At 72.9% G+C, this 21,098-nt stretch carries 21 protein-coding genes; 11 read left to right on the forward strand and 10 right to left on the reverse strand.

All coding sequences use genetic code 11. From position 1 onward, the window contains the following. Positions 1 to 3 precede the first annotated feature (3 nt). Genes R3E88_18560 through R3E88_18570 form a run of 3 tightly spaced genes read left to right on the forward strand, consistent with a single transcriptional unit; the run spans position 4 to position 2,465 of the window. Positions 4 to 894, forward strand: coding sequence for an SDR family oxidoreductase (locus R3E88_18560; protein ID MEZ4218484.1), 891 nt, complete (start codon positions 4 to 6; stop codon positions 892 to 894). 2 nt (positions 895 to 896) lie between these two features. Further along, positions 897 to 1,697 carry an enoyl-CoA hydratase-related protein gene (locus R3E88_18565; protein ID MEZ4218485.1) on the forward strand — a complete coding sequence of 267 codons (801 nt, stop codon included), beginning with the start codon at positions 897 to 899 and terminating at the stop codon, positions 1,695 to 1,697. Positions 1,698 to 1,727: 30 nt separating this feature from the next. After that, positions 1,728 to 2,465: an enoyl-CoA hydratase/isomerase family protein gene (locus R3E88_18570; protein MEZ4218486.1), complete on the forward strand. Its 738-nt coding sequence runs from the start codon at positions 1,728 to 1,730 to the stop codon at positions 2,463 to 2,465. On the opposite strand, the gene R3E88_18575 is transcribed toward R3E88_18570, so the two are convergent. From R3E88_18575 to R3E88_18585, 3 genes are all read right to left on the reverse strand, one after another. Next, a complete protein-coding gene (locus R3E88_18575; protein ID MEZ4218487.1) occupies positions 2,462 to 2,689 on the reverse strand; it encodes a hypothetical protein in 228 nt (75 codons plus the stop codon). The two genes, R3E88_18570 and R3E88_18575, sit on opposite strands and share 4 nt — an antisense overlap. Positions 2,690 to 2,906: 217 nt before the next feature. Further along, positions 2,907 to 3,278 carry a hypothetical protein gene (locus R3E88_18580; GenBank protein MEZ4218488.1) on the reverse strand — a complete coding sequence of 124 codons (372 nt, stop codon included), beginning with the start codon at positions 3,276 to 3,278 and terminating at the stop codon, positions 2,907 to 2,909. Next, positions 3,275 to 4,153, reverse strand: a complete 879-nt coding sequence (locus R3E88_18585) for an SDR family oxidoreductase (GenBank protein ID MEZ4218489.1) — start codon at positions 4,151 to 4,153, stop codon at positions 3,275 to 3,277. Before R3E88_18585 ends, R3E88_18580 begins: the two co-directional genes overlap by 4 nt. Positions 4,154 to 4,235: 82 nt before the next feature. Here R3E88_18585 and R3E88_18590 point away from each other — a divergent pair, with 82 nt between their 5' ends. Beyond that, positions 4,236 to 5,018, forward strand: a complete 783-nt coding sequence (locus tag R3E88_18590; GenBank protein ID MEZ4218490.1) for an enoyl-CoA hydratase — start codon at positions 4,236 to 4,238, stop codon at positions 5,016 to 5,018. A 34-nt stretch (positions 5,019 to 5,052) separates the two neighbouring features. On the opposite strand, the gene R3E88_18595 is transcribed toward R3E88_18590, so the two are convergent. The 3 genes from R3E88_18595 to R3E88_18605 all read right to left on the reverse strand — a co-directional run bounded on the left by R3E88_18595 (position 5,053) and on the right by R3E88_18605 (position 10,045). Then, a complete protein-coding gene (locus R3E88_18595) occupies positions 5,053 to 6,582 on the reverse strand; it encodes an AMP-binding protein (GenBank protein MEZ4218491.1) in 1,530 nt (509 codons plus the stop codon). Positions 6,583 to 6,659: 77 nt separating this feature from the next. Continuing rightward, positions 6,660 to 8,822 (reverse strand): TonB-dependent receptor, encoded by a 2,163-nt coding sequence (locus R3E88_18600; GenBank protein MEZ4218492.1) that lies wholly within the window; start codon positions 8,820 to 8,822, stop codon positions 6,660 to 6,662. Between the two features lie 62 nt (positions 8,823 to 8,884). Beyond that, complete coding sequence (locus tag R3E88_18605) at positions 8,885 to 10,045, reverse strand: helix-turn-helix transcriptional regulator (protein ID MEZ4218493.1); 1,161 nt, start codon at positions 10,043 to 10,045, stop codon at positions 8,885 to 8,887. 265 nt (positions 10,046 to 10,310) lie between these two features. On the opposite strand from R3E88_18605, the gene R3E88_18610 reads away from it, so the two are divergent. From R3E88_18610 to R3E88_18640, 7 genes are all read left to right on the forward strand, one after another. Further along, entirely contained in the window at positions 10,311 to 11,159 is an 849-nt protein-coding gene (locus R3E88_18610; protein ID MEZ4218494.1) for a CoA-transferase, read from the forward strand. Next, complete coding sequence (locus R3E88_18615; GenBank protein ID MEZ4218495.1) at positions 11,156 to 11,914, forward strand: CoA-transferase; 759 nt, start codon at positions 11,156 to 11,158, stop codon at positions 11,912 to 11,914. The genes R3E88_18610 and R3E88_18615 overlap by 4 nt, the downstream gene beginning before the upstream one ends. A 20-nt stretch (positions 11,915 to 11,934) precedes the next feature. Next, positions 11,935 to 13,014 (forward strand): nitronate monooxygenase, encoded by a 1,080-nt coding sequence (locus R3E88_18620; GenBank protein ID MEZ4218496.1) that lies wholly within the window; start codon positions 11,935 to 11,937, stop codon positions 13,012 to 13,014. Further along, a complete protein-coding gene (locus R3E88_18625; protein ID MEZ4218497.1) occupies positions 13,015 to 13,767 on the forward strand; it encodes an enoyl-CoA hydratase family protein in 753 nt (250 codons plus the stop codon). Between the two features lie 61 nt (positions 13,768 to 13,828). Then, positions 13,829 to 14,980 carry an acetyl-CoA C-acetyltransferase gene (locus tag R3E88_18630; protein ID MEZ4218498.1) on the forward strand — a complete coding sequence of 384 codons (1,152 nt, stop codon included), beginning with the start codon at positions 13,829 to 13,831 and terminating at the stop codon, positions 14,978 to 14,980. Between the two features lie 27 nt (positions 14,981 to 15,007). Beyond that, entirely contained in the window at positions 15,008 to 15,913 is a 906-nt protein-coding gene (locus tag R3E88_18635; protein MEZ4218499.1) for an SDR family oxidoreductase, read from the forward strand. Position 15,914: 1 nt separating this feature from the next. Then, entirely contained in the window at positions 15,915 to 17,054 is a 1,140-nt protein-coding gene (locus R3E88_18640; protein MEZ4218500.1) for an acyl-CoA dehydrogenase family protein, read from the forward strand. 9 nt (positions 17,055 to 17,063) lie between these two features. Here R3E88_18640 and R3E88_18645 read toward each other — a convergent pair whose 3' ends face one another. The 4 genes from R3E88_18645 to R3E88_18660 form a co-directional block, all read right to left on the reverse strand. Further along, complete coding sequence (locus R3E88_18645) at positions 17,064 to 18,242, reverse strand: NADH:flavin oxidoreductase (GenBank protein ID MEZ4218501.1); 1,179 nt, start codon at positions 18,240 to 18,242, stop codon at positions 17,064 to 17,066. A 10-nt stretch (positions 18,243 to 18,252) separates the two neighbouring features. Beyond that, complete coding sequence (locus tag R3E88_18650; GenBank protein ID MEZ4218502.1) at positions 18,253 to 19,623, reverse strand: cytochrome P450; 1,371 nt, start codon at positions 19,621 to 19,623, stop codon at positions 18,253 to 18,255. Continuing rightward, a complete protein-coding gene (locus R3E88_18655; protein ID MEZ4218503.1) occupies positions 19,607 to 20,119 on the reverse strand; it encodes a hypothetical protein in 513 nt (170 codons plus the stop codon). Before R3E88_18655 ends, R3E88_18650 begins: the two co-directional genes overlap by 17 nt. A 117-nt stretch (positions 20,120 to 20,236) precedes the next feature. Continuing rightward, entirely contained in the window at positions 20,237 to 21,016 is a 780-nt protein-coding gene (locus R3E88_18660) for an SDR family oxidoreductase (GenBank protein MEZ4218504.1), read from the reverse strand. Positions 21,017 to 21,098: the final 82 nt, after the last annotated feature.

Genomic DNA, 21,098 nt, shown 5'->3' on the forward strand with positions numbered 1-21,098 from the left:
CGAATGGGAATCCTGGACGGCAAGGCGGCGGTGGTGACGGGCTCGGGGCGCGGCGTGGGCCGCGGCCACGCGCTGCACCTCGCGCGCAACGGCGCGAAGGTCGTGGTCAACGACATCGACGAGACCGAGGCCAAGAAGGTCGTCGCGGAGATCGAGGCCGCGGGCGGCGCCGCCGTCGCGTCGGGCGCGAGCGTCGACTCGCGCGCGGGCTGCGCGGCGCTCGTCGAGCTCTGCTGCAGCGCGTTCGGCCGCATCGACGCGATGGTCAACAACGCGGGCAACGTGCGCGACCGCTCCTTCCTGAAGATGAGCGACGACGAGTTCGACCAGGTCGTGAAGGTGCACATGTACGGCACGTTCTGGTGCGCGCAGGAAGCCGCGCGCAAGATGGTCGAGCAGGGCAGCGGTGGCTCGATCGTGAACACGGTCTCGGCCGCGCACTTCGGCAACTTCGGACAGACGAACTACGCGGGCTCGAAGGGCGCGATCGCGACGTTCACGTACACGTGGGCGATCGAGCTCGCGCGCTACGGCATCCGCGTGAACGCGATCAGCCCGCTCGCGACGACGCGCATGTCGGCGAGCGCGAAGGTCGACGGCAAGGAGAACTCGGGGCCGTTCTTCGATCCCGATCTCAACGGCCCGTTCGTCGCCTATCTCTGCTCCGACGAGGCGAACTACATCACCGGCCAGTGCTTCGGCACCGGCGGCGAGCGCGTCGAGATCGTCGAGCACCCGAAGTACGGCAACGCGATCTACAAGGAAGGCGGCTGGGGCGTCGACGACCTGCGCAAGACGTTCAAGCAGAAGTTCGGCGGCTTCCTCGAGCCCGTCGGCCTGATGCAGACGAAGTACCACTTCCTCGAGTCGCCCGTCGTCCCCAAGAAGGACTAGCGATGGCGTACGAGTCGCTGCTCTTCGACGTCGAGGACGGCGTCGCCACCGTCACGCTCAACCGACCCGCGCGTCACAACGCGTTCAACCGCGCGATGGCGCTCGAGCTGCGCGACGCGTGGGAGCGCGTGAAGCGCGACCCGGCGATCGTGTGCGCGGTGGTCACGGGCGCGGGCGACAAGGCGTTCTGCACCGGGATGGACGTCGCCGACGTGGCGTCGGGGACGAGCCAGGCCGAGGGTGAGGAGACGCGCGAGGGCTCGCCCTTCTTCCGCCTGACGGCGATCCACAACCGCTGCTGGAAGCCCGTCGTCACGGCGGTGAACGGCATGGTCGTCGGCGGCGGTCTCCACTTCATCGCCGACAGCGACCTCGTCGTCGCGGCCGAGCACGCGACCTTCTTCGACACGCACGTGAAGGTCGGGCTCGTCGCGGGCCTCGAGCCGGTCGGGCTCGCGCGGCGGCTCCCGCTCGAGCAGGTGCTGCGCATGGCGCTCCTCGGCGGCGCCGAGCGCATGACGGCGGCCCAGGCGCACGCGCTCGGGCTCGTCGGCGACGTCGTGCCCGCCGAGCGGCTGATGGAGCGCGCGCTCGACCTCGCGCGCAAGATCGCGCAGCACTCGCCGGCCGCGCTCGCGCGCACGAAGCAGGCCATCTGGGAGAGCCTCGATCGCGGGCTCGACGACGCGATCTCCCACACGTGGGACCTGATCCAGGCGCACACCGCGCACCCGGATTCGCGCGAGGGCGCGACCGCCTTCGTCGAGAAGCGCGCGCCGCGCTGGGCGCCGCTCTCCGAGTAGCGACCCGCCGAGCCAGGGAGCAGGACCACGATGGCCTTCGAGCACATCCTCTACGACGTCGCGGACGGCGTCGCGACGATCACGCTGAACCGCCCCGAGAAGCTCAACGCCTACATCCCGGAGATGGGCGACGAGATCGTGCGCGCATTCGGGAGGGCGCGCGACGACGACGCCGTGGGCGCGGTCGTCGTCACCGGAGCGGGCAAGGGGTTCTGCGCGGGCGTCGATCTCGAGCGGCTCGCCGAGAGTCGGGCCGCCGCCGAGAAGGCCGGCACGAAGCTCGGCGAGGAAGCCTTCATCCTGACGTTCCCCGAGGAGCTGTACGAGTTCCCGAAGCCGACGATCGCGGCGGTGAACGGCGCGGCGATCGGCGTCGGCATCACCTTCATCCTGCCGTTCGACGTGCGCATCGCGGCCGCGGGCGTGAAGATGGGCGTCACCTTCACGAAGCTCGGGATGCTGCCCGGCCTCGGGAGCACGCACCTCCTGCCGCGCATCGTGGGCCCGGTGAAGGCCGCGGAGCTCGTGCTCACGGCGCGCGTGATCCTCTCGGAGGAGGCGGCCGAGATCGGGCTCGTCAACCGCGTCGTCGACGGCGGAGAGCTGCTCGCGACCGCGCACGCGCTCGCGGCCGAGCTCGCGACGCGCGACCGCGCCGTGATGGCCGCCGCCAAGCGCGCGCTCCACCACGGGGCGCACGTCCCGCTCGGCGAGGCGATGAAGAACGAGCAGCGCGAGAGCGCGGCGCTCCGCGCGCGCCGAAGCTAGGCGCGCAGGCGCTCCGCGGGCACGACCGCTGCGGCCAGCGACGACGCGCGCGCGCTGTTGCGCACCTTCGCCGCGAGCTTGCGCAGCCGCAGTGCCTTCTCGTGCAGGCGATCGCGCCGTTGCGGGTCGCGCTCGCGGGCCTCGTGCGCCTCGAGCCGCGCGAGCAGGGCCAGGACGAACGCGCCGGGCTCGCCCGCGCCGTCGTCGATCGCGGTGCCGTCCATCGCGTCACCATCCGTCGGAAGGGGGGGTGCCACCGGGGCTGCTCTCCTGCGCGCGCGGCGCGCGACGGTCGAAGTCGGTGTGGCGGGGAGTCTGCCCGCCCGTCGCGCGGCGTCGCAAGCAGCGAATCGCGGCGGGTTCGAGCTCGAACGCCGTTTGCCGGCGCCGGTGCGCCAGTGGGCCGGTGCGCCGGTGGGCCGCGCGATGCGCGATGCGCGGTCAGCGCACCGGGCGCAGCGCGCGCGGCGGCGCGGGCGGGGCCGGGAACCGATCGCGATAGCGCCAGCGCTCGAGCCACGACGGATGGCGCAGCTGACGCGACGTCGCCTCGAGCGTGTGGCGCTTGCCCCGCCGCGTGGCGAGCACGAGCCGGCCGTCGGCGAGCACCTCTTCGACGCGCCACAGCTTGTCGACGACGTAGCTGTACGACTCGCCACGCGGGGCGGGCGCGACGTCGACCGCCCGCGGCCCCGGGTGCGCGCTCACCTTCGCCGCGCGGAAGATCACCGGGTCGCCGACGCGGAACTCCGCAGCGCGCGCGGCGCGCGCGCGCAGCCACTCGGCGAGCCGCATGTGCGCGCCCGCCCTCACATGCCCTCCGCGCGTCGGAAGCCGGCGACGAGCTGGCGCTCCTCGCACAGCCGCTGCGCATCGACGTGGCGCCCGCCGCGGAGCGCGTCGGCCTCCGCGTCCGTCGCGAGCCACGCGATCACCGCGGCCGGCACGTCCGGCCCGGCGCCTGCGAAGGTGCCGCCGAACTGGTCGCCGCCGTGCATCGCCTTCTGCGCCTCGGTGAGGATGAAGCCCGGGTTCAGGTTGAACGCGCGGATGCCGTCGCGCCCGTGCTCGACGTGGAGGATCCCGGCGAGCTTGTGGAAGGCGGCCTTCGAGGCGGAGTACGCATAGCCCCAGCCCCCCTCGCCGGCGGGCCTCGGCGGGTCGATCAGCGCCGACCCCGACGTCATGTTGATCACGGTGCCGCCCGCGCCGCGTTCGAGCATGCGCGCGACCACGCGCTGCGTGACGTGCAGCTGCGCGAACACGTTGCCCTCGAAGATCGTGCGCATCTCGTCGTCGCGCAGGTCGGCGAGCCGCTCCATCAGCCCCGGCCCCTGGTAGATGCCGTTGTTGAGCAGCACGTCGACGTGGCCCCACTCCGCGTACGTGCGCGCGAGTGCATCGTCGATCGAGGCGCGGTCGAGCAGGTCGAGCCGCAGGACGAGCGCCTCGCGCCCGCGCGCGCGCACGGCGGCGGCCGTCTCCTCGAGGCTTCCCGGCAGCGCCATGCGGCGCGACTCGGCCTTCGTCGCGCCGTAGTCGTGCTGCTGCCCGGGGCTCATCGTGCGCGCCGTCGCGACGACGTCGAAGCCGTGCTCGGCGAGCGCGATCGCCGCGGCCGCGCCGATGCCGCGGCTCGCGCCGGTGACGAAGGCGACCTTGCGTGTCTCGTTCGCGCTGGGAGCCATGACGCCGCGCAGTCTATCATCGCGCGCGGCGCGCCACGCGGGTGCGTGCGAGCGCGGCGCATCGCTGCGACGAGGAGTCTCCATGTCCGAGCCCGAGCCCGTGCTGCTCGTCGAGCGACGCGATGCGACGTCGCTCGTCACGCTCCACCGCCCCGATGCGCGCAACGCGCTCTCGATCGCCCTGCAGGAGGCGCTGATCGCGGCGTTCCGCGACGCCGCGCGCGACGACGCCGTCGCGGCCGTCGTGCTCACCGGCGCCGGCAAGGCCTTCTGCGCCGGCTTCGACCTGAAGGAGCTCTCGAGCGGGCGGGGCGGTGGCGACGGAGCGGGGAGGCAGAACGAGCTCGCGGCCGCGATCGCCGAGTGCCCGAAGCCCGTGATCGGCGCGATCAACGGCTTCGCGATCACGGGCGGGTTCGAGCTCGCGCTCGCGTGCGACCTGCTCGTCGCGTCGACCGAGGCGCGCTTCGCGGACACGCACACGCGCGTCGGCATGGTGCCGGGCTGGGGGCTCTCGCAGCGCCTTCCGCGGCTCGTCGGCATCCACCGCGCGAAGGAGCTCTCGCTGACGGGCAACTTCCTCGACGCCGCGACGGCCGAGCGCTGGGGGCTCGTGAACCGCGTCGTCGCGCCCGAGGCGCTGATTCCGACGTGCCTGGCGCTCGCGGCCGACATGGCCTCGTGCGTCGCGGCCGCGAACCGCGAGACGAAGCGCCTGATCGACGAGGGGTTCGCGATGCCGTTCGGCGACGCGATGCCGTTCGAGAACCGCGCCGCGACCGACTGGGCGCGCCGCGTCTCGGGCGAGGCGATCGGCGCGCGCCGCGAAGGCGTCCTCGAGCGCGGGCGACGGCAGGGAAGCTAGGCGAGGCGCCGCCCGCGGCGGCGCGGCCCGCGCGTCAGATGCGCTCGTCGCGACCGGCCCAGTAGCGCTCCTTCAGCCGGCGCACGTAGAGCTTCCCGGACGGGTGGCGCGGCAGCTCGCGCTCGAAGTCGACCGAGCGCGGGAGCTTGTAGCGGGCCAGGCGCTCGGCGGCGAAGGCGACGATCTCCCGCTCGAGGTCGGGCGAGGGCGCGAAGCCCGGCGCGAGCTCGACGGCCGCCTTCACGCTCTCGCCCCACTCGTCGTCCGGCACGCCGAAGACCGCGACGTCGGCGACGGCCGGGTGCGCGACGAGCACCTGCTCGATCTCGGCCGGGTAGATGTTCACGCCGCCCGAGATGATCATGTTCGACTTGCGATCGGCGAGGAAGACGTAGCCGTCGGCGTCGACCGAGCCCATGTCGCCGAGCGTGAAGACGTGCGGGGCGGGGATCGCCTCGGCCGTCTTCGCCGGATCGCCGTGATAGGCGAAGGGCTGCGCGTGGCGCTCGTCGCGCGCGAAGAGCGTGCCCACCTCGCCGGGCGGGAGGCGCCGGCCGTCGTCGTCGGCGGCCCAGATCTCGAACATCGGGAGCGCGCGGCCGACGGAGCCCGGGTGCGCGAGCCAGTCGTCGGCGTGGATGAGCGTCTGCACGCCGCCCTCGGTGCCGCCCCAGTACTCGGTGAGGATCGGCCCCCACCAGTCGATCATCGCGCGCTTCGTCGCCGGCGAGATCGGCGCGGCGCCGTGCAGCACGCGGTCGAGCGCCGGCCGGCGCGAGCGCGCGCGCACGTCGTCGGGCAGGCGCAGGAGGCGCACGAACATCGTCGGGACGAGGTGCGAGTGGCGGACCTCGCGCTCGTCGACGATCTCGAGGAACGCGCGCTCGTCCCAGCGCGGCATGACGATCGCGGGCGCGCCCGTCTGCATCTCGTAGATCGCCATCATGAGTGGCGACGAGTGGTAGAGCGGGCCGGTGACGAGGTGCGGGCCGCCGCCGTCGAGCCCGATGCGCCGCGCGTAGGCCGCCTGCGCGTCGAGCGCGGCGCCGAGCTGCGGCGGGCGCGCGCGCTTCACGCCCTTCGGTCGGCCCGTCGTGCCGCTCGTGTAGATCATGTTGCCGCCCGCCGGGCCGTCGAGCGACGGCGGCGCGTCGGAGGCCGCGTCGAGCCAGGCGTCGAGCTCGTCGCCGGCGACGAGCACGCGCGCGCCCGTGCCCGCGAGCGCGCGCCGCGCGACGTCGGCGTGCGCGACGTCGGCGAACACCGCCTTCGCGCCGCAGTCGCGCGCGACGTACTCGACCTCGGCCGGTGCGAGGTGCCAGTTGATCGGCGTCACCCACACGCCCGCGGCGATGCCGGCGAGCACGGCCTCGATGCCTTCCTCGCGGTTGTGCATCAGCACCGCGATCGCGTCGTCGGCGGCGAGCCCGAGGTCGTCGCGCAGGCCGTTCGCGAAGCGCGCGACGCGGTCCTCGAGCCCGGCCCACGTGCGCGTGCGCGCGCCGTCGTCGAGGGCGAGCGCGTGCGGGTCGGTCGCGGTGCGCGGGAAGAGCGTGCGGCGCATCGCGGCGTTGTCGCAGGCCGCGCGCGCGCGCGCAAGCCCCGGTCGCCGTCCGGAGCCGCGGGCGGGCGCGCCCCGCGTCAGTACCGCAGCGCGAGCTCGGCGCCGAAGGTGCGCGGCGGCGACCAGAAGAAGACGTTCCCGAGCTGTCCGTCGAGGCGCACGTTGCTCTGCGCGTAGAGCGTGTCGCCGAGGTTGCGCCCGAAGACCGCGACCTCGAACCCGCCGTCCGGGGTCGCGAAGGCGAGCCGCGCGTTCCAGACGTCGAAGGCGGGCTGCCGCGCGAGCCGGTCCTCGAACAGGTCGAAGAACATCGCCGACTGCCAGCGGTACTCGACGAGGGCCTCGATCTCGCCCGGGCCCGCGGCGCAGGTCGCGACGGCCGCCGCGCGCAGCGAGAGCTTCGGCGCCTTCGGCATGCGCTGGCCGTCCAGGATCGGCGAGGCCGTCGCATCGTTCGGGTTCGGCGCGACGAGCCGGTCGAAGGTCGCGTCGAGATAGGCGACGGACGAGTCGACGCGCAGCCACGGCGCGAGCTCGGCCTGCGAGTCGAGCTCGAAGCCCCAGATCGTCGCCTTGCCGGCGTTGCGCACGAGGGGGAATGGAATCGTCGACGGCGGCGGGGCGAGCACCTGCAGCTGGATGTCGTCGTAGTCGTAGTAGAAGGCCGCGGCGCGCGCGTGGACGCGGTCGCCGAGCAGCGCGGCGCGCGCGCCGACCTCGTAGGCCCAGAGCGTCTCGGGCGCGAACGGCGACGTCTGCGGCACGGTCGTGTTGTACCCGCCCGCCTTGAAGCCTCGCTCCGCGGAGGCGTAGACGAGCGCGTCGTCGCCGAGCTCGAGCTCGAGGGCGACGCGCGGCGTCCACTCGTCCCAGCGGCTCGATCGCTCGAAGCGCGCGATCGGCGCGCCGTTCAGGCGCTCCGCGTAGCGGATGCGGCGCTCCTCGTCGCTGTAGCGCACGCCGGCCGAGAGGTGGAGCGGCCCTGCGACGCGCGCGCGCGCGCTCGCGAAGACGCCGAGCGCGCGCGTGTCGACGTGGCCCATCGGCTCGTCGCGCGTCGCGTTCGCGATGCGCACGTCGAGCGCCTGGAACGCGTCCTCGTCGAGATGGAACACGCCCGCCAGCCATTCGACGCGGTCGCCGAGCTCGCCGCGCGCGACGAGCTCCTGGCTCCACGCCACCGACCGCTCGCGCGGGAAGTTCGCGAGGAACGGCAGCTCGGTGCCGTCGAGGTCGAGCGCCTCGCGCATCCGCTCGCCGCGCACGGCCGTCAGGCTCTCGACGGTCACCGGCCCCGCGTCGATCTCGAGACGCAGCGCGCCACCGTAGAGCTCGAGCCGGGCTTCGGGGTGCACGTCGAGGAGCACGCGCCGCGCGTCGCCCGGCACCGTGCCGCCGAGGGCGACGGCTGGCGATCCCGAGAACGGACGGCGGAGCTTCGGCGTGAGGCCGCGCGTGCTCTCGTCGAGCGCGTAGTCGCCGGAGAGCGAGACCCGCACGGCGCCGTCGCCGACCGTGCCGAGGCGCGCGCGCACGACGGAGTAGTCGACCGCGTCGAGATCGTCTTCCGGCCCGAACCGGTTCTCGGCGAAGCCGCCGCTCACGCCGCGCGCCCCGGCGACGCGCAGCGCGAACGCGTCGCCCGCCACGGGCACGTTCACGACGCCGCTCGACTCGAAGGCGCCGAAGCTCCCGCCGCGCGCGCCGCCCTCGACGTGGAAGCCGCGCTCGGGCGCGCGCGTGAGGACGTGGATCGCACCGCCCGTCGCGTTGCGTCCCCACTCGGTGCCGCGCGGCCCCTTCGCGACCTCGACGCGCTCCACGTCGACGAGCTGGAAGAGGGCGCCGGCGGGTCGCGGCTGGTAGACGCCGTCGACGAAGACGGCGACCGCGGAGTCGGCCCCGGCGCTGATGAGGTCGCTCCCCACGCCGCGCACGTACGGCTGCGCGAAGATCGAGTTCGTCGTGAGGACGAGGCCCGGGACGAGCGCAGGCAGGTCGAGCGTGCTCGCGACGCCCGCCGCGCGCAGCGCCTCGCCGGAGTAGGCGGACAGCGAGCCCGGCGCCTTCGCGAGCTCGGTCGGGTGGCGCTCGCTCACGACGAGCCGCTCGATCGGGCGATCGTCGGTGCCGACGTCGGCGCTCCCGTCGGCGCGCGCAGCGGCGAGCGGGAGGAGGACGGTGACGAGCAGGGCGGCGACGGGCAGGGCCGTGCGCGAGGCGCACCGGTCGGGCGTCATGGATTCCTCGGGGACGGGGTGGATGCGGGTAGGCAGACGTCGAGGCCCGGACGCGGCCGCGCCTAACCTCCCCCGCGCCCTCGCAGCGCGTGGGCACCGGCGACGAGCTTGCGGATCAGCTCGCCTTGCCGCCGCGCCCCTGTCTTCTCGAACACGCGTCGCAGACGTGTGCGCGCCGTCTCCTTGGTGATGGAAAGGGCGTCGGCCGACTCGTCGAGCGAATGCCCGGTCGCGAGCGCGGCGGCGAGGCGCGCCTCGGCCGGAGTCAGGCCGTAGAGCGCAGCGAGATGGGCGCTCGGCTCGATCGGGCCGCGGCTCGGGTCGTGGATGACGACGGCGGCGCCGGCGCGCGAGGCGAGGGCGCGCCCGGCGGTGGCGGACGCGAGCGGGGAGACGAAGAGCTCGAACGCCGGGGCGCCGGAGGGGCGCGCGACGCGGAAGCTGCCGCCGGCGCCGAGGGATTCGCCGCGGCTCGTCGCGACCGCGCCCGCGATCGCCGCGCCGAGCGCGCGGCGCGTGCGGCCATCCGCGCACCAGAGCTCGCCGTCGCGCACGTCGAGGCCGTCGCCCTGCCCGAAGAGTGCGTGCGCGCCGCGGTTCGCGAACGCGACGCGCGCGCGCTCGTCGACGATCGCGATCGGTGTCGCGAGCGCATCGAGCGCGGCGAGCCAGCGCGCCTCCCGTGCGCGCGCGGCCTCGAGCTGCTGCCAGAGCCGCCGCGCGTTCACGAGGTGCGGCGCCAGGATGTCGAGCAGCTCGACCGCGAGCGGCGGCACGTCCGGCATGTCGACGAAGCGCGACACGAGGAAGCACGAGACGAGCTCGGGCCCCTCGGTCTCGAGGACGACGGCGTGGTTGGGCCCGAACGTCATGCCGTGCCGCTCGACGCCGTCGCAGATGATCGCGAGGCCTTCGAGCTGCGTGTCGGTCGCGGAGCGGGTGAGCGACTCACCGCTCCAGACGGTGCCCGTGGGCAGCCCGCGCACGCAGTCCCAGACGGGATCGACGGTGTGGTAGTACGCGGCGTACTCGTCGTTCCACGCCGCGTCCATCCCGCCGAGGTGCGCGTTCACCTCGCCCGTCCGCGTCGAGCGGAGCGAGAAGATGCAGGGCGTGGCGAGCGTGCGCGTCCACGCGTCGGCGAAGCGCTCGAGCCCGTTCTCGAGCGCGGCGCCGTCGTACAGGGTCTCGAGCAGCGAGAGAGCGGTCGAGCGCGCGTCCACGTCGCGTCCTCCCACCCGGCGGCGGCAGTATGCCATGCGGGCGGGCCGGTCTCGCGGCCCGCGAGCGAGGCGGCGCGCGGGGCGGGAGTCGCGCGCGGGCGCGTTTACAGAGACGGTGCGTCTCGATACTCTCCCAGCCTTCGCGCGGCCGGCCGACGGGCGGCCGCGCGCTCCGGACCGGAACCGATCCGTCCCGCGACCCGCCTCGAGCGGGCGGCCCCCGTCGGGCCGCGCGGCGAGCGGCGCGAGCGAGGGTGCACTTCGGATGGACAAGCGGACGACGATCGCGGCCGCGGTGGACGAGCTGCGCGACGGGATGACCGTCGGCATCGGCGGCTGGGGCTCGCGGCGCAAGCCGATGGCGATCGTGCGCGAGATCCTGCGCCGGCCGCTGCGCGATCTCACGATCGTGTCGTACGGCGGGCCGGACGTCGGGCTGCTGTGCAAGACCGGCCAGGCGAAGAAGGTCGTGTACGGGTTCGTGTCGCTCGACTCGATCCCGCTCGAGCCGCACTTCCGCAACGCGCGCCAGCAGGGGACGATCGAGGCGCGCGAGCTCGACGAGGGCATGTTCCAGTGGGGCCTGTACGCGGCCGCGCTGCGCCTGCCGTTCCTGCCGACGCGCGCCGGGCTCGGCAGCGACGTGATGCGCATCAACCCCGAGCTGCGCACCGTCGTGTCGCCCTACGAGGACGGCGAGGAGCTGGTCGCGATGCCGGCCCTCGAGCTCGACGTCGCCTACGTGCACATGAACCGCGCCGACGTCCATGGCAACGCGCAGTTCCTCGGGCCCGACCGCTTCTTCGATCAGCTCTACTGCATGGCCGCGAAGCGCGCCTTCGTGACGTGCGAGAAAGTCGTCGACACGAAGCAGCTGCTCGACGAGGGCGGGCCGCTCACGCTCGAGATCAACCGCTCGATGGTGCACGGCGTCGTCGAGACGCCCGGCGGTGCGCACTTCACCGAGTGCCCGCCCGACTACGAACGCGACGAGGCCTTCCAGAAGGAGTACGCGGCGACCGCGAAGGACGACGCGGCCTGGGAGGCGTTCCGGGAGAAGTACCTCGCGTGCGAGAGCGAGGAGGCCTACCAGGAGGCGGTGCGGGCGCGATGAGCGACATCACGAGAGCCGACGTGTGCGCCGTCGCGATCGCCGAGACGTTCCGCGGCGACGGCGAGATCCTCGCGAGCCCGATCGGCACGCTGCCGCAGATCGGCGCGAAGCTCGCGCGCCGCACCTTCGAGCCCGACCTGCTCATGACGGACGGCGTCGCCTACCTGCGCGCCGACACCGCGCCGCTCGGCGCGCCCGCCGCCGAGCCCGTCGTCGAGGGCATGATGAACTACCGCTTCGTGTTCGACACGCTGTGGTGGGGCCGGCGGCACGTGATGATGGGCGCGACGCAGGTCGACCGGTACGGCAACCAGAACATCGCGTGCATCGGCGACCCGGCGAAGCCGAAGGCGCAGCTGCTCGGCATGCGCGGCGCCCCGGGCAACACGATCAACCACACGACGAGCTACTGGGTGCCGAACCACGGCCCGAAGGTCTTCGTCGCGAAGGTCGACGTCGTCTCGGGCGTCGGGTACGACCGCGCGCAGAAGCTCCACCCGCGCTCGCGCCGCTTCCACGAGATCCGCCGCGTCGTGTCGAACCTCGGCGTCTTCGACTTCGAGACGGAGGATCGGCGCATGCGCCTGCGCTCCGTGCACCCGGGCGTCGCGGTCGACGAGGTCGTGGCCGCGACGGGCTTCGAGCTCGTCGTCCCGGCCGACGTGCCGGAGTCGCGCCTGCCCACGGCCGACGAGCTCGCCATCCTGCGCGAGCTCGACCCGAAGCAGCTCGGCACGCGCGAAGTGCCGGGCTAGGCGCGGCGAGGGAAGCCCCGATGCCCGCGACGATCGCGACACCGCTCACGGACATGCTCGGCATCGACATGCCCGTCGTGCAGACGGCGATGGGCTGGGTGGCGACGCCCGAGCTCGTGGCCGCGACGTGCAACGCCGGCGGCATCGGCTTCCTCGCGACGGCGAGCCTCGTGCCGAGCGAGGTCGACGCCGCGCTGCGGCGCGTCGAGGAGCTCACGAGCCGGCCGTTCGGCGTGAACGTGCTGATGGACGCGCCGGGCGCGGACCGCATCGTCGACGCGATGATCGAGCACCGCGTCGCGGTGGCGAGCTACAACCGCGCGCCGAACGCGGCCATGATCCAGCGGCTCAAGGACGCGGGCGCGCGCTGCATCCCGACGATCGGGCTCGCCAAGCACGCGCGCAAGGCGATCGACCTCGGCGCCGACGCCGTCGTCGTGCAGGGCAGCGAGGGCGGCGGCCACACGGGCCCGATCCCGACGTCGCTGCTCATTCCCGACGTAATCGACGCCGTGAACGGGCGCATTCCGGTGATCGCCGCAGGCGGCTTCCGCGACGGTGCGGGGCTCGTCGCCGCGCTCGCGTGGGGTGCCTCGGGCATCGCGATGGGCACGCGCTTCCTGATGACCAAGGAGAGCCCGCTCCTCCCGGCGACGGAAGAACGTTATGTGAAGGCGCAGCTCGCGGACGTCTACGTGACGACGGAGATCGACGGCCTGCCGCAGCGCTGCATCGAGAACGAGCTGCTGCGCGCGCTCCAGGGCAGCGGCCCGCTCAACAAGCTCCTGCACGCGCTCGAGACGGCGCTCGAGTACCGCAAGGCGAGCGGCGCATCGATCCTCGAGATCCTCCGCTCGGGCCTCGCGATGAAGCGCAGCCAGGGGCTCACGTGGTCGCAGGTGCTGATGGCCGCGAACGCGCCCATGCTCGCGAAGCGCGCGATGGTCGACGGCGACCCGAAGCGCGGCTACCTGCCGAGCGGGCAGGTCGCGGGCCTGATCGAGGACCGACCGACGGTCGCCGAGCTGATGGATCGCATCCGCCGCGAAGCGCTCGCGCGCCTCGACGCGCTCGCCGCGCTGCGCGCCCAAGGAGACTGAATGCCGTTCGACCTGCGGATCGATGCCGGCATCGCCGAGCTCGTCTGGAACTTCCCGCCGGTGAACGCCTTCAAGGCGGCCGAGTGGCTCGAGCTCGCCGCGCGCGTGCGCGAGATCGGCGCGAACCCGAACGTGAACTGTCTCGTGCTCGCGGCCGAAGGGCGCGGCTTCCAGTGCGGCGTCGACGTGAAGGAGCTCGCGGCCGACGGCAACGTGATCATCGCGGCGAACCGCGGCTGCCGCGAGTCGTTCGGCGCGATCTACGACTGCCCGTTCCCGACGATCGCGGCCTGCCACGGCTTCGTGCTCGGCGGCGGGATCGGCATCGCGGGCTCGTGCGACGTCGTGATCGCGAGCGACGACGCGACGTTCGGCATGCCCGAGATCGATCGCGGCGCGCTCGGCGCGGCGACGCACCTGCGCCGGCTCTTCCCCGAGCAGAAGGCGCGGCGGATGTTCATGACGGGCGAGCCGATCGACGCGCGCGAGGCCTATCGCGTGGGCGCGCTCGAAGCGGTGGTTCCGCGCGCCGAGCTTCGCGACGCGGCGCGCGCGCTGGCCCGGAAGTTCGCGGCGAAGAGCCCGCTCGCGCTGCGGCTCGCGAAGGAGTCGCTCAACGGCATCGAGCTGCTCGACCCCAAGCGCAGCTACCGCTACGAGCAGGGCTTCACGCTCGAGCTCTACAGCTCGCCCGATTCCCAGGAAGCGCGCGACGCCTTCGTCGGGAAGCGCGCTGCGAAGTTCGAAGGGTAGGCGGCCGCGCCTGCCGAGCCGGGCGCGCGCGCCCGCTTCCGACCCCCTCGAGGAGGATCCCATGCCCGAAGCCTTCATCGTCGACGCGGTGCGCACGCCCGTCGGCCGCCGCGGCGGCGGCCTCTCGCAGGTGCACTCGGCCGACCTCGGCGCGCACTCGATCCAGGCGCTGATGGACCGCACGGGCGTCGACCCGGGCGCGGTCGAGGACGTGATCTTCGGCTGCTGCGACACGATCGGCTCGCAGGCGGGCGACATCGCGCGCACGTGCTGGGTGGTGGCGGGGCTTCCCGATCACGTTCCGGGCGTCACCGTCGATCGCCAGTGCGGCTCGGGCCAGCAGGCCGTGCACTTCGCCGCGCAGGCGGTGATGGCGGGCGTGAACGACCTCGTCGTCGCGGGCGGCGTGCAGAGCATGTCGCAGATCCCGATCTCGTCGGCGATGACCTGCGCCGAGCACCTCGGCTTCACCGACCCCTTCCGCCAGAGCAAGGGCTGGGTCGCGCGCTACGGCGACGGCGAGGTCTCGCAGTTCGGGTCGGCCGAGCGGATCGCCGTGAAGTGGAACTGCTCGCGGGAGGATCTCGAAGCCTTCGCGCTCGAGAGCCACCGGCGCGCGATCGCCGCCATCGATTCGGGGAAGTTCGCCGACGAGATCGCGCCGCTCGGCGACTGCGCGGTCGACGAAGGCCCGCGCCGCGACACGTCGCCCGAGAAGATGGCGAAGCTCGCGACGCTTCCCGGCTGCGAGCGCATCACGGCCGCCGTCTCGAGCCAGCTCTCGGACGCATCGGCCGCGCTCCTGATCGCGAGCGAGCGCGCGGTGAAGGAGCACGGCCTCACGCCGCGCGCGCGCATCCACCACATGAGCGTGCGCGCCGACGACCCGGTGTGGATGCTGACGGCGCCGATCCCGGCCACGGCCTACGCCATGAAGCGGGCCGGCATGACGCTCGACCAGATCGACGCGGTCGAGATCAACGAGGCCTTCGCCTCGGTCGTGCTCGCGTGGCTGAAGGAGACCGGCTACGACCCGGCGAGGACGAACCCGAACGGCGGCGCGATCGCACTCGGCCATCCGATCGGCGCGACCGGCGCGCGGCTCATGACCACGTTGCTCGGCGAGCTCGAGCGCACCGGCGGGCGCTACGGCCTGCAGACGATGTGCGAAGGCGGCGGCCAGGCGAACGTCACGATCCTCGAGCGGCTGTAGCTCGGGCAGGGCAGGGGACATATCGAGATGGGCATCTGTGACGGACGCGTCGTGATCGTGACCGGCGGCGCGCGCGGCCTCGGTCGCGCGCACTGCCTCGCCTTCGCGGCCGAGGGCGCGAAGGTGGTCGTCAACGACATCGGCGTCGAGCTCGACGGCTCGGGCGGCGGCACGGGCCCGGCCGGCGAGCTCGTCGAGCAGATCCGCGGCATGGGCGGCGAGGCGATCGCGAACGGCGCCGACGTTGCCGACTGGGCGCAGGCGAAGGCGATGATCGACCAGGCCGTCTCGGCGTTCGGCCGACTCGACGTCGTCGTGAACAACGCGGGCGTCGTGCGCGACCGCATGTTCGTGAACGCGACCGAGGAGGAGTTCGACTTCGTGACGCGCGTGCACCTGAAGGGGCACTTCGCCGTCGCGCGCCACGCGGCCGCCCACTGGCGCGACCGCGCGAAGGCCGGCGACCAGGTCGATGCGCGCATCATCAACACGAGCTCGGGCGCGGGGCTGCAGGGGAGCGTCGGCCAGGCGGTGTACGGCGCCGCGAAGGGCGCGATCGCGACGCTCACGCTGGTGCAGGCGGCGGAGCTCGCGCGTTACGGCATCACCGCCAACGCGATCGCGCCGTCCGCGCGCACGCGCATGACGGAGGAGGTGTTCGCGGCCGACATGGCGAAGCCCGGCGAGGGCGTCTTCGACGTCGCCGCGCCCGAGAATGTCTCGCCGCTCGTCGTCTGGCTCGGCAGCCCCGAGTCGCGCGACGTGACGGGCCGCGTGTTCGAGGTGAAGGGCGGGCGCATCGCCGTCTCGGACGGCTGGCGCGACGACGCCGAGGTCGACAAGGGCTCGCGCTGGAACCCGGACGAAGTCGGCGCCGCGGTGCACCAGATCCTGTCCAAGGCTCCCGCGCCGCAGAAGTGCTACGGGACCTAGCATGAACTTCGCCTTCACCGAAGAGCAGCAGGAGCTGCGCGAGACGGCGCGCGCCTTCCTCGCGGAGCACGCGTCGTCCGAGCGCGTGCGCGCGGCGATGGAGAGCGAGCGCGGCTGGGACGATGCCCTCTGGCGGCAGCTCGGGAGCGAGCTCGGCTGGACCGCGGTGCACATCCCCGAGGAGTACGGCGGGCTCGGCCTCGGCTACGTCGAGCTCGTGGCGCTGCTCGAGATCATGGGCGAGCACCTCGTCTGCTCGCCGTACTTCGCGACGCTCGCGTTCGGCGCGAATGCGCTGCTCGTCGCGGGCAGCGAAGCCCAGAAGCAGGAGTGGCTGCCGAAGATCGCGGAGGGCGCGTGCACGGCGACGCTCGCGATGACGGAGCCGAACGGGCGCTGGGACGCGCGCGGCATCGAGGCCACGCTCGCGCGCGACGGCGACGCGTTCGTGCTCCGCGGCACCAAGCGCTACGTCGTCGACGGCCACGCGGCCGAGCTGCTCGTCGTCGCCGCGCGCACGCCGGGGAGCGCGGGCGAGCAGGGCGTGTCGCTCGCGCTCGTGCCCGCCGACGCCGCGGGTGTCGAGCGCAAGGCGCTGCCCACCGTCGACCAGACGCGCCGCCAGGCCGAGATCGCCTTCCACGACGTGCGCGTGCCCGCGGACGCTCTCCTGGGCGCCGAGGGCGCGGCGTGGCCCGCGCTCTCGCGCGTGCTCGACCTCGCCGCCGTCGCGCTCGCGGCCGAGCAGGTGGGCGGCGCGCAGCGCGCGCTCGACATGGCCGTCGCCTACGCGAAGGAGCGCGTCCAGTTCGGCCGCGTGATCGGCTCCTTCCAGGCCATCAAGCACAAGTGCGCCGACATGATGGTCGCCGTCGAGGCCGCGCGCTCGGGCCTCTACCTCGCCGCCTGCGCCGCCGCCGAAGGCACCGACGACCTCCCGCGCATGGCCTCGCTCGCCAAGGCGTACTGCTCCGACGCCTACTTCCGCTGCGCGGCCGACGACATCCAGATCCACGGCGGAGTCGGCTTCACCTGGGAGTACGACTGCCACCTCCACTTCAAGCGCGCGAAGTCGAGCGAGACCCTGCTCGGCGACGCCGCCCATCATCGCGAGCTCGTGGCGCGGCGGATCGGGCTGTAGCGGGCGCCGTCAGCCGCGCTCGGCCCCGCCCGCCAGCACGCAGTGCGTGCCGCTGTAGATCGCGGCCATGCACTTGTTGCAGTGCACGCACAGCGACTCGCTCGCGTCGCCGGCGATCATCGCGTGGACGAAGTCCGGGTCGCGCACGAGTGCGCGGCCCATGGCGACGAACTCGAAGCCGTCGGCCATGGCCTGCTCGATCGTGTCGCGGCGGTTGATGCCGCCGAGCAGGACGAGCGGCATGTCGAGGGCCGCGCGGAACTGGCGCGCGTAGCTGCGGAAGTAGGCTTCCTCGAACGGGTAGGTCTTGAAGAAATAGCGTCCGAAGAGCTTGAGCCCGAGGCCGACGGCCTTCGGCATCGATGCGGCCATCTCCGCGAGCGGAACGTCGCCGCGGAAGAGATACATCGGGTTCTGGAGGGAGCTCCCGCCGGTGAGCTCGATCGCGTCGAGCGTTCCGTCGGATTGGAGCAGGCGCGCGACTTCGATGCTCTCGTCGACCCACAGGCCGCCGGGCACGCCGTCGTCCATGTTGAGCTTCGCGAGCACGGCCATGCGGCCGCCGACCGCGTCGGCGACGGCCTTCGCGATGTCGCGCGCGAAGCGCGCGCGGTTCTCGAGCGAGCCACCCCAGGCATCGTCGCGCCGGTTCAGCTTCGGCGACAGGAACTGGCTCGGCAGGTAGCCGTGCCCGAAGTGGATCTCGACGGCGTCGAAGTCGGCTTCGCGCAGAAGCGTCGCGGCCTCGGCGAAGTCGCGGACGATGCGCGCGATGTCGTCCGTCGTGGCGGCGCGCGTGCGCTTCATCGCGAGCGGACTGAAGATGCGCGACGGCGAGAGGGCGGGGAGGCCGGCCGCGGCCGCGACGGCGCCCGCGTGCCCGATCTGCGCGGAGATCGCCGCGCCCTCGGCGTGCACGGCGTCGGCGAGCGCGCGCAGGCCGGGGAGCGTCTCGCTGCGCAGCACGAGCTCGTTCGGCGTCCCGCCGCCGTCGGGCGACACGGCGCAGAACGCGAGCGTCGACATGCCGACGCCGCCGCGCGCGACCGCGCGGTGGAACTCGATCAGGCGCGGCTCGATCGTCTGCGTGCCCGTCATGCCCTCGAAGGTCGCGGCCTTGAGGATGCGGTTGCGAAGCTGGACGGGGCCTAGCTTCGCGGGCTCGAACGCGTTCGGCGTCGTCGTCACGTCTCGTTCCTCATCGTGTGTGCACCGTCATCGGGATGCCGCGCGCGGGCCGAAGCGGCCCGATGCCGTAGACCTGTCCCTCGACCTTCGCGCCGGGCGCGAGCCGAAGCTCGAGCTCGCCGGAGAGCGCGGCGATCGCGATCGTCGCTTCCATCAAGGCGAACTCCTCGCCGATGCAGCGCCGACCGCCGAGGCCGAACGGGCACCACGCGTCGGCAGGGCGCGCGTTCGCGCGCTCGGGCAGGAAGCGATCGGGATCGAAGCGCTCGGGATCCTCCCAGAAGTCGCGGTGCGTGTGCGTCACGAAGAAGAGCGTCGTGACGATCGAGCCCTTCGGGATGCGGTAGCCGTCGATCTCGTCGTCTTCGATGCACTCGCGCCCGGTTCCCCAGGCGGGCGGGTAGAGGCGCAGCGTCTCGCACACGACGCGGCGCGTGAAGTCGAGCGCGGGAAGATCGGCGTGCGTCGGCGCGCGCCCGCGCAGCGCGGCTGCTTCCTGCTGCACGCGCGCGAGCGCTTCGGGGTGCTGGCTCAGCAGCCCGAACGCGAAGCCGATCGTGGTCGCGGTCGTCTCGTGGCCGGCGTTGAGCAGCGTCCACATTTCGTAGCGCAGCTGCTGCTCGCTCATGCGGCCTTCGGCGACGTGCTCGTTCAGCCGCGCGAGCACGTTCGCGCCGCCGCCGCGCGCGCGGTTCTCGGCGATGAGCTCGTCGATCGCGCCGTACATGGTGCGCAGCGCGGCGCGCGCCTCGCGGTTGCGCCGCGTCGGCACCCAGAGCGGCGGCGCGAGCGGGTGCGTCGAGACGTGCCCCGTGTAGCGGCTCGACGCCCACAGCGCTTCGTGCAGCGCCTGCGCGCGGTCGAGGATGTCGCAGCCGAAGAAGGCGCGGCAGGCGATGTCCATCGCGAGCTTCGCCATCTCGGGCGCGATGTCGAAAGCGGGCTCGCCGACCCGCTGGCGCATGCGCGCGACGAACGCGCGCGCACCGTCGACCATGTGCGGCACGAGCTCGGTCAGAGCGCTGCGGCGGAACGACGGCATGATGAGGCGCCGCTGGTCCTTCCACAGCTCGCCGTCGCTGAAGAAGAGCCCGTCGCCGCCGATCTCCTTGCGGCGCAGGAACGTGACGCCCTTCGGATAGCGCTCCGCGCGATCGACGAGCACGCGCCGGTGCTGCTCGGGGCGCGCCGTCACCACCTGACAGCGCGGCCACATCTTCACGCACGCGACGTCGCCGTACTCGGCGACGAGCTTTCGATAGTAGGCGAGCGGGTCGGGCCGCAGCTCGCGGAAGAACTGGAAGGGCGTCGCATAGCGCGGGCCCGGCGGAAGCGGGCGCGCGCGCGAGGCTTCGTCGACCCGATCAGGCGAGGTCGACACGCGAGCGGTGCATCCGGTGGATGAAGAGGAGCGGCCCGAGCACCCAGGGCCCGTTGACCTGCAGGAGCGCGATCTTCATGAACGCGGTGACGTCGGGGTGCGCGAACTGTGTCGCGAAGACGAGCAGGGAGGTCGTCATCGTCGCGCTCGCGACGGCGATCATCGCGGTGCGGAACCAGGGCGTGTCCTGTCGGCCGGTCAGGAACATGAACAGCGCGAGCGCCCAGAACGGATTGTAGAGGTAGTCCTGCGCGTTCATCACGTTCGCGTACCAGTCGGGCATCGCGCCCCAGTACGGATCGATGTCGTAGTAGCCCTGCCAGGCGGCGCGCGCGGCTTCCGCAGAGGAGCTGTCGCAGCCCTCGAGGTGCTCCCAGCCGCCGCACGGCATCACGAGGGCGAGCTCGAAGACGAACACGAAGAGGTACAGCACGAGCACGCCGACGATCAGCTGGTCGACGGTCGAGAGCCGCGTGGGGCGCACGAGTCGGGGCATCGCCTAGAAGAGCATCCGGCGCAGGACGCCGAGCGCGACGTAGAGGACGGTCGGCCCGGCGATCAGGATCGTCGCTTTCAGCATGGGCTCATCCTGCCACCGCGCGCCGGCGCGGTGCTAGGGATGCTGCGAGCTGACCGACACGACCTCGCCCGTCATGTAGGACGAGAGGTCGCTGCCGAGGAACACCATCACGTTGGCGACCTCCCACGGCTCGGCCGCGCGGCCGAATGCCTCGCGCTCCTGGAGCCGGTCGAGCAGCTCCTGGTTGCTCGTCTTCACGAGGAACGGGTGCAGCGCGATGCTCGGGGCGACGCAGTTCACGCGGAGCCCGTGCTCCGCGGCCTCGACCGCCGCGCAGCGCGTGAGCGCCATGACGCCGGCCTTGGCCGCCGCGTAGTGCGCCTGCCCCTTCTGCGCGCGCCAGCCGAGCACCGAGGCGTTGTTCACGATCGAGCCGCCGCGCGCGGCCATGCGCTGGAGCGCCGCGCGCGTCATGCGGAACGTGCCGTTCAGCGTCACGTCGAGCACGAGGTTCCACTGCTCGTCCGTCATGTCGACGAGCGACACCTCGCCCCCGAGCCCCGCGTTGTTGATCAAGACGTCGACGTGCCCGAGCTCGCGCTCGGCCGCATCCCACAGCGCATCCACGTCTTCCTGCTTCGTCACATTGCAGAGCGCCGTCGGCGGCCTCTCTCCCGCCACCTCGCGAAGCCGATCCGCCGCCTCGCCGAGCCGCCGCTCGTGGATGTCGCTGATCATCACCCGAGCGCCTTCTTCCACCGCGCGCTTCGCCACCGCGAAACCAATCCCGGTCCCCGCCGCCGCCGTAACCAGCACCGTCTTCCCAGCCAACAGATTGCGACCCTGCGGATACGAAGGCGGCGGAACCGGCATGTCGACGAACCCCTTTCCAACAAGTAGTTGCGCGGTCGAGCAGGACGCGCGAGCGGCCGGCGGGAGCGCTTCCCGCGAAATC

Source organism: Myxococcota bacterium (assembly GCA_041389495.1).
Classification (GTDB): Bacteria; Myxococcota_A; UBA9160; order UBA9160; family UBA4427; genus JAWKRT01.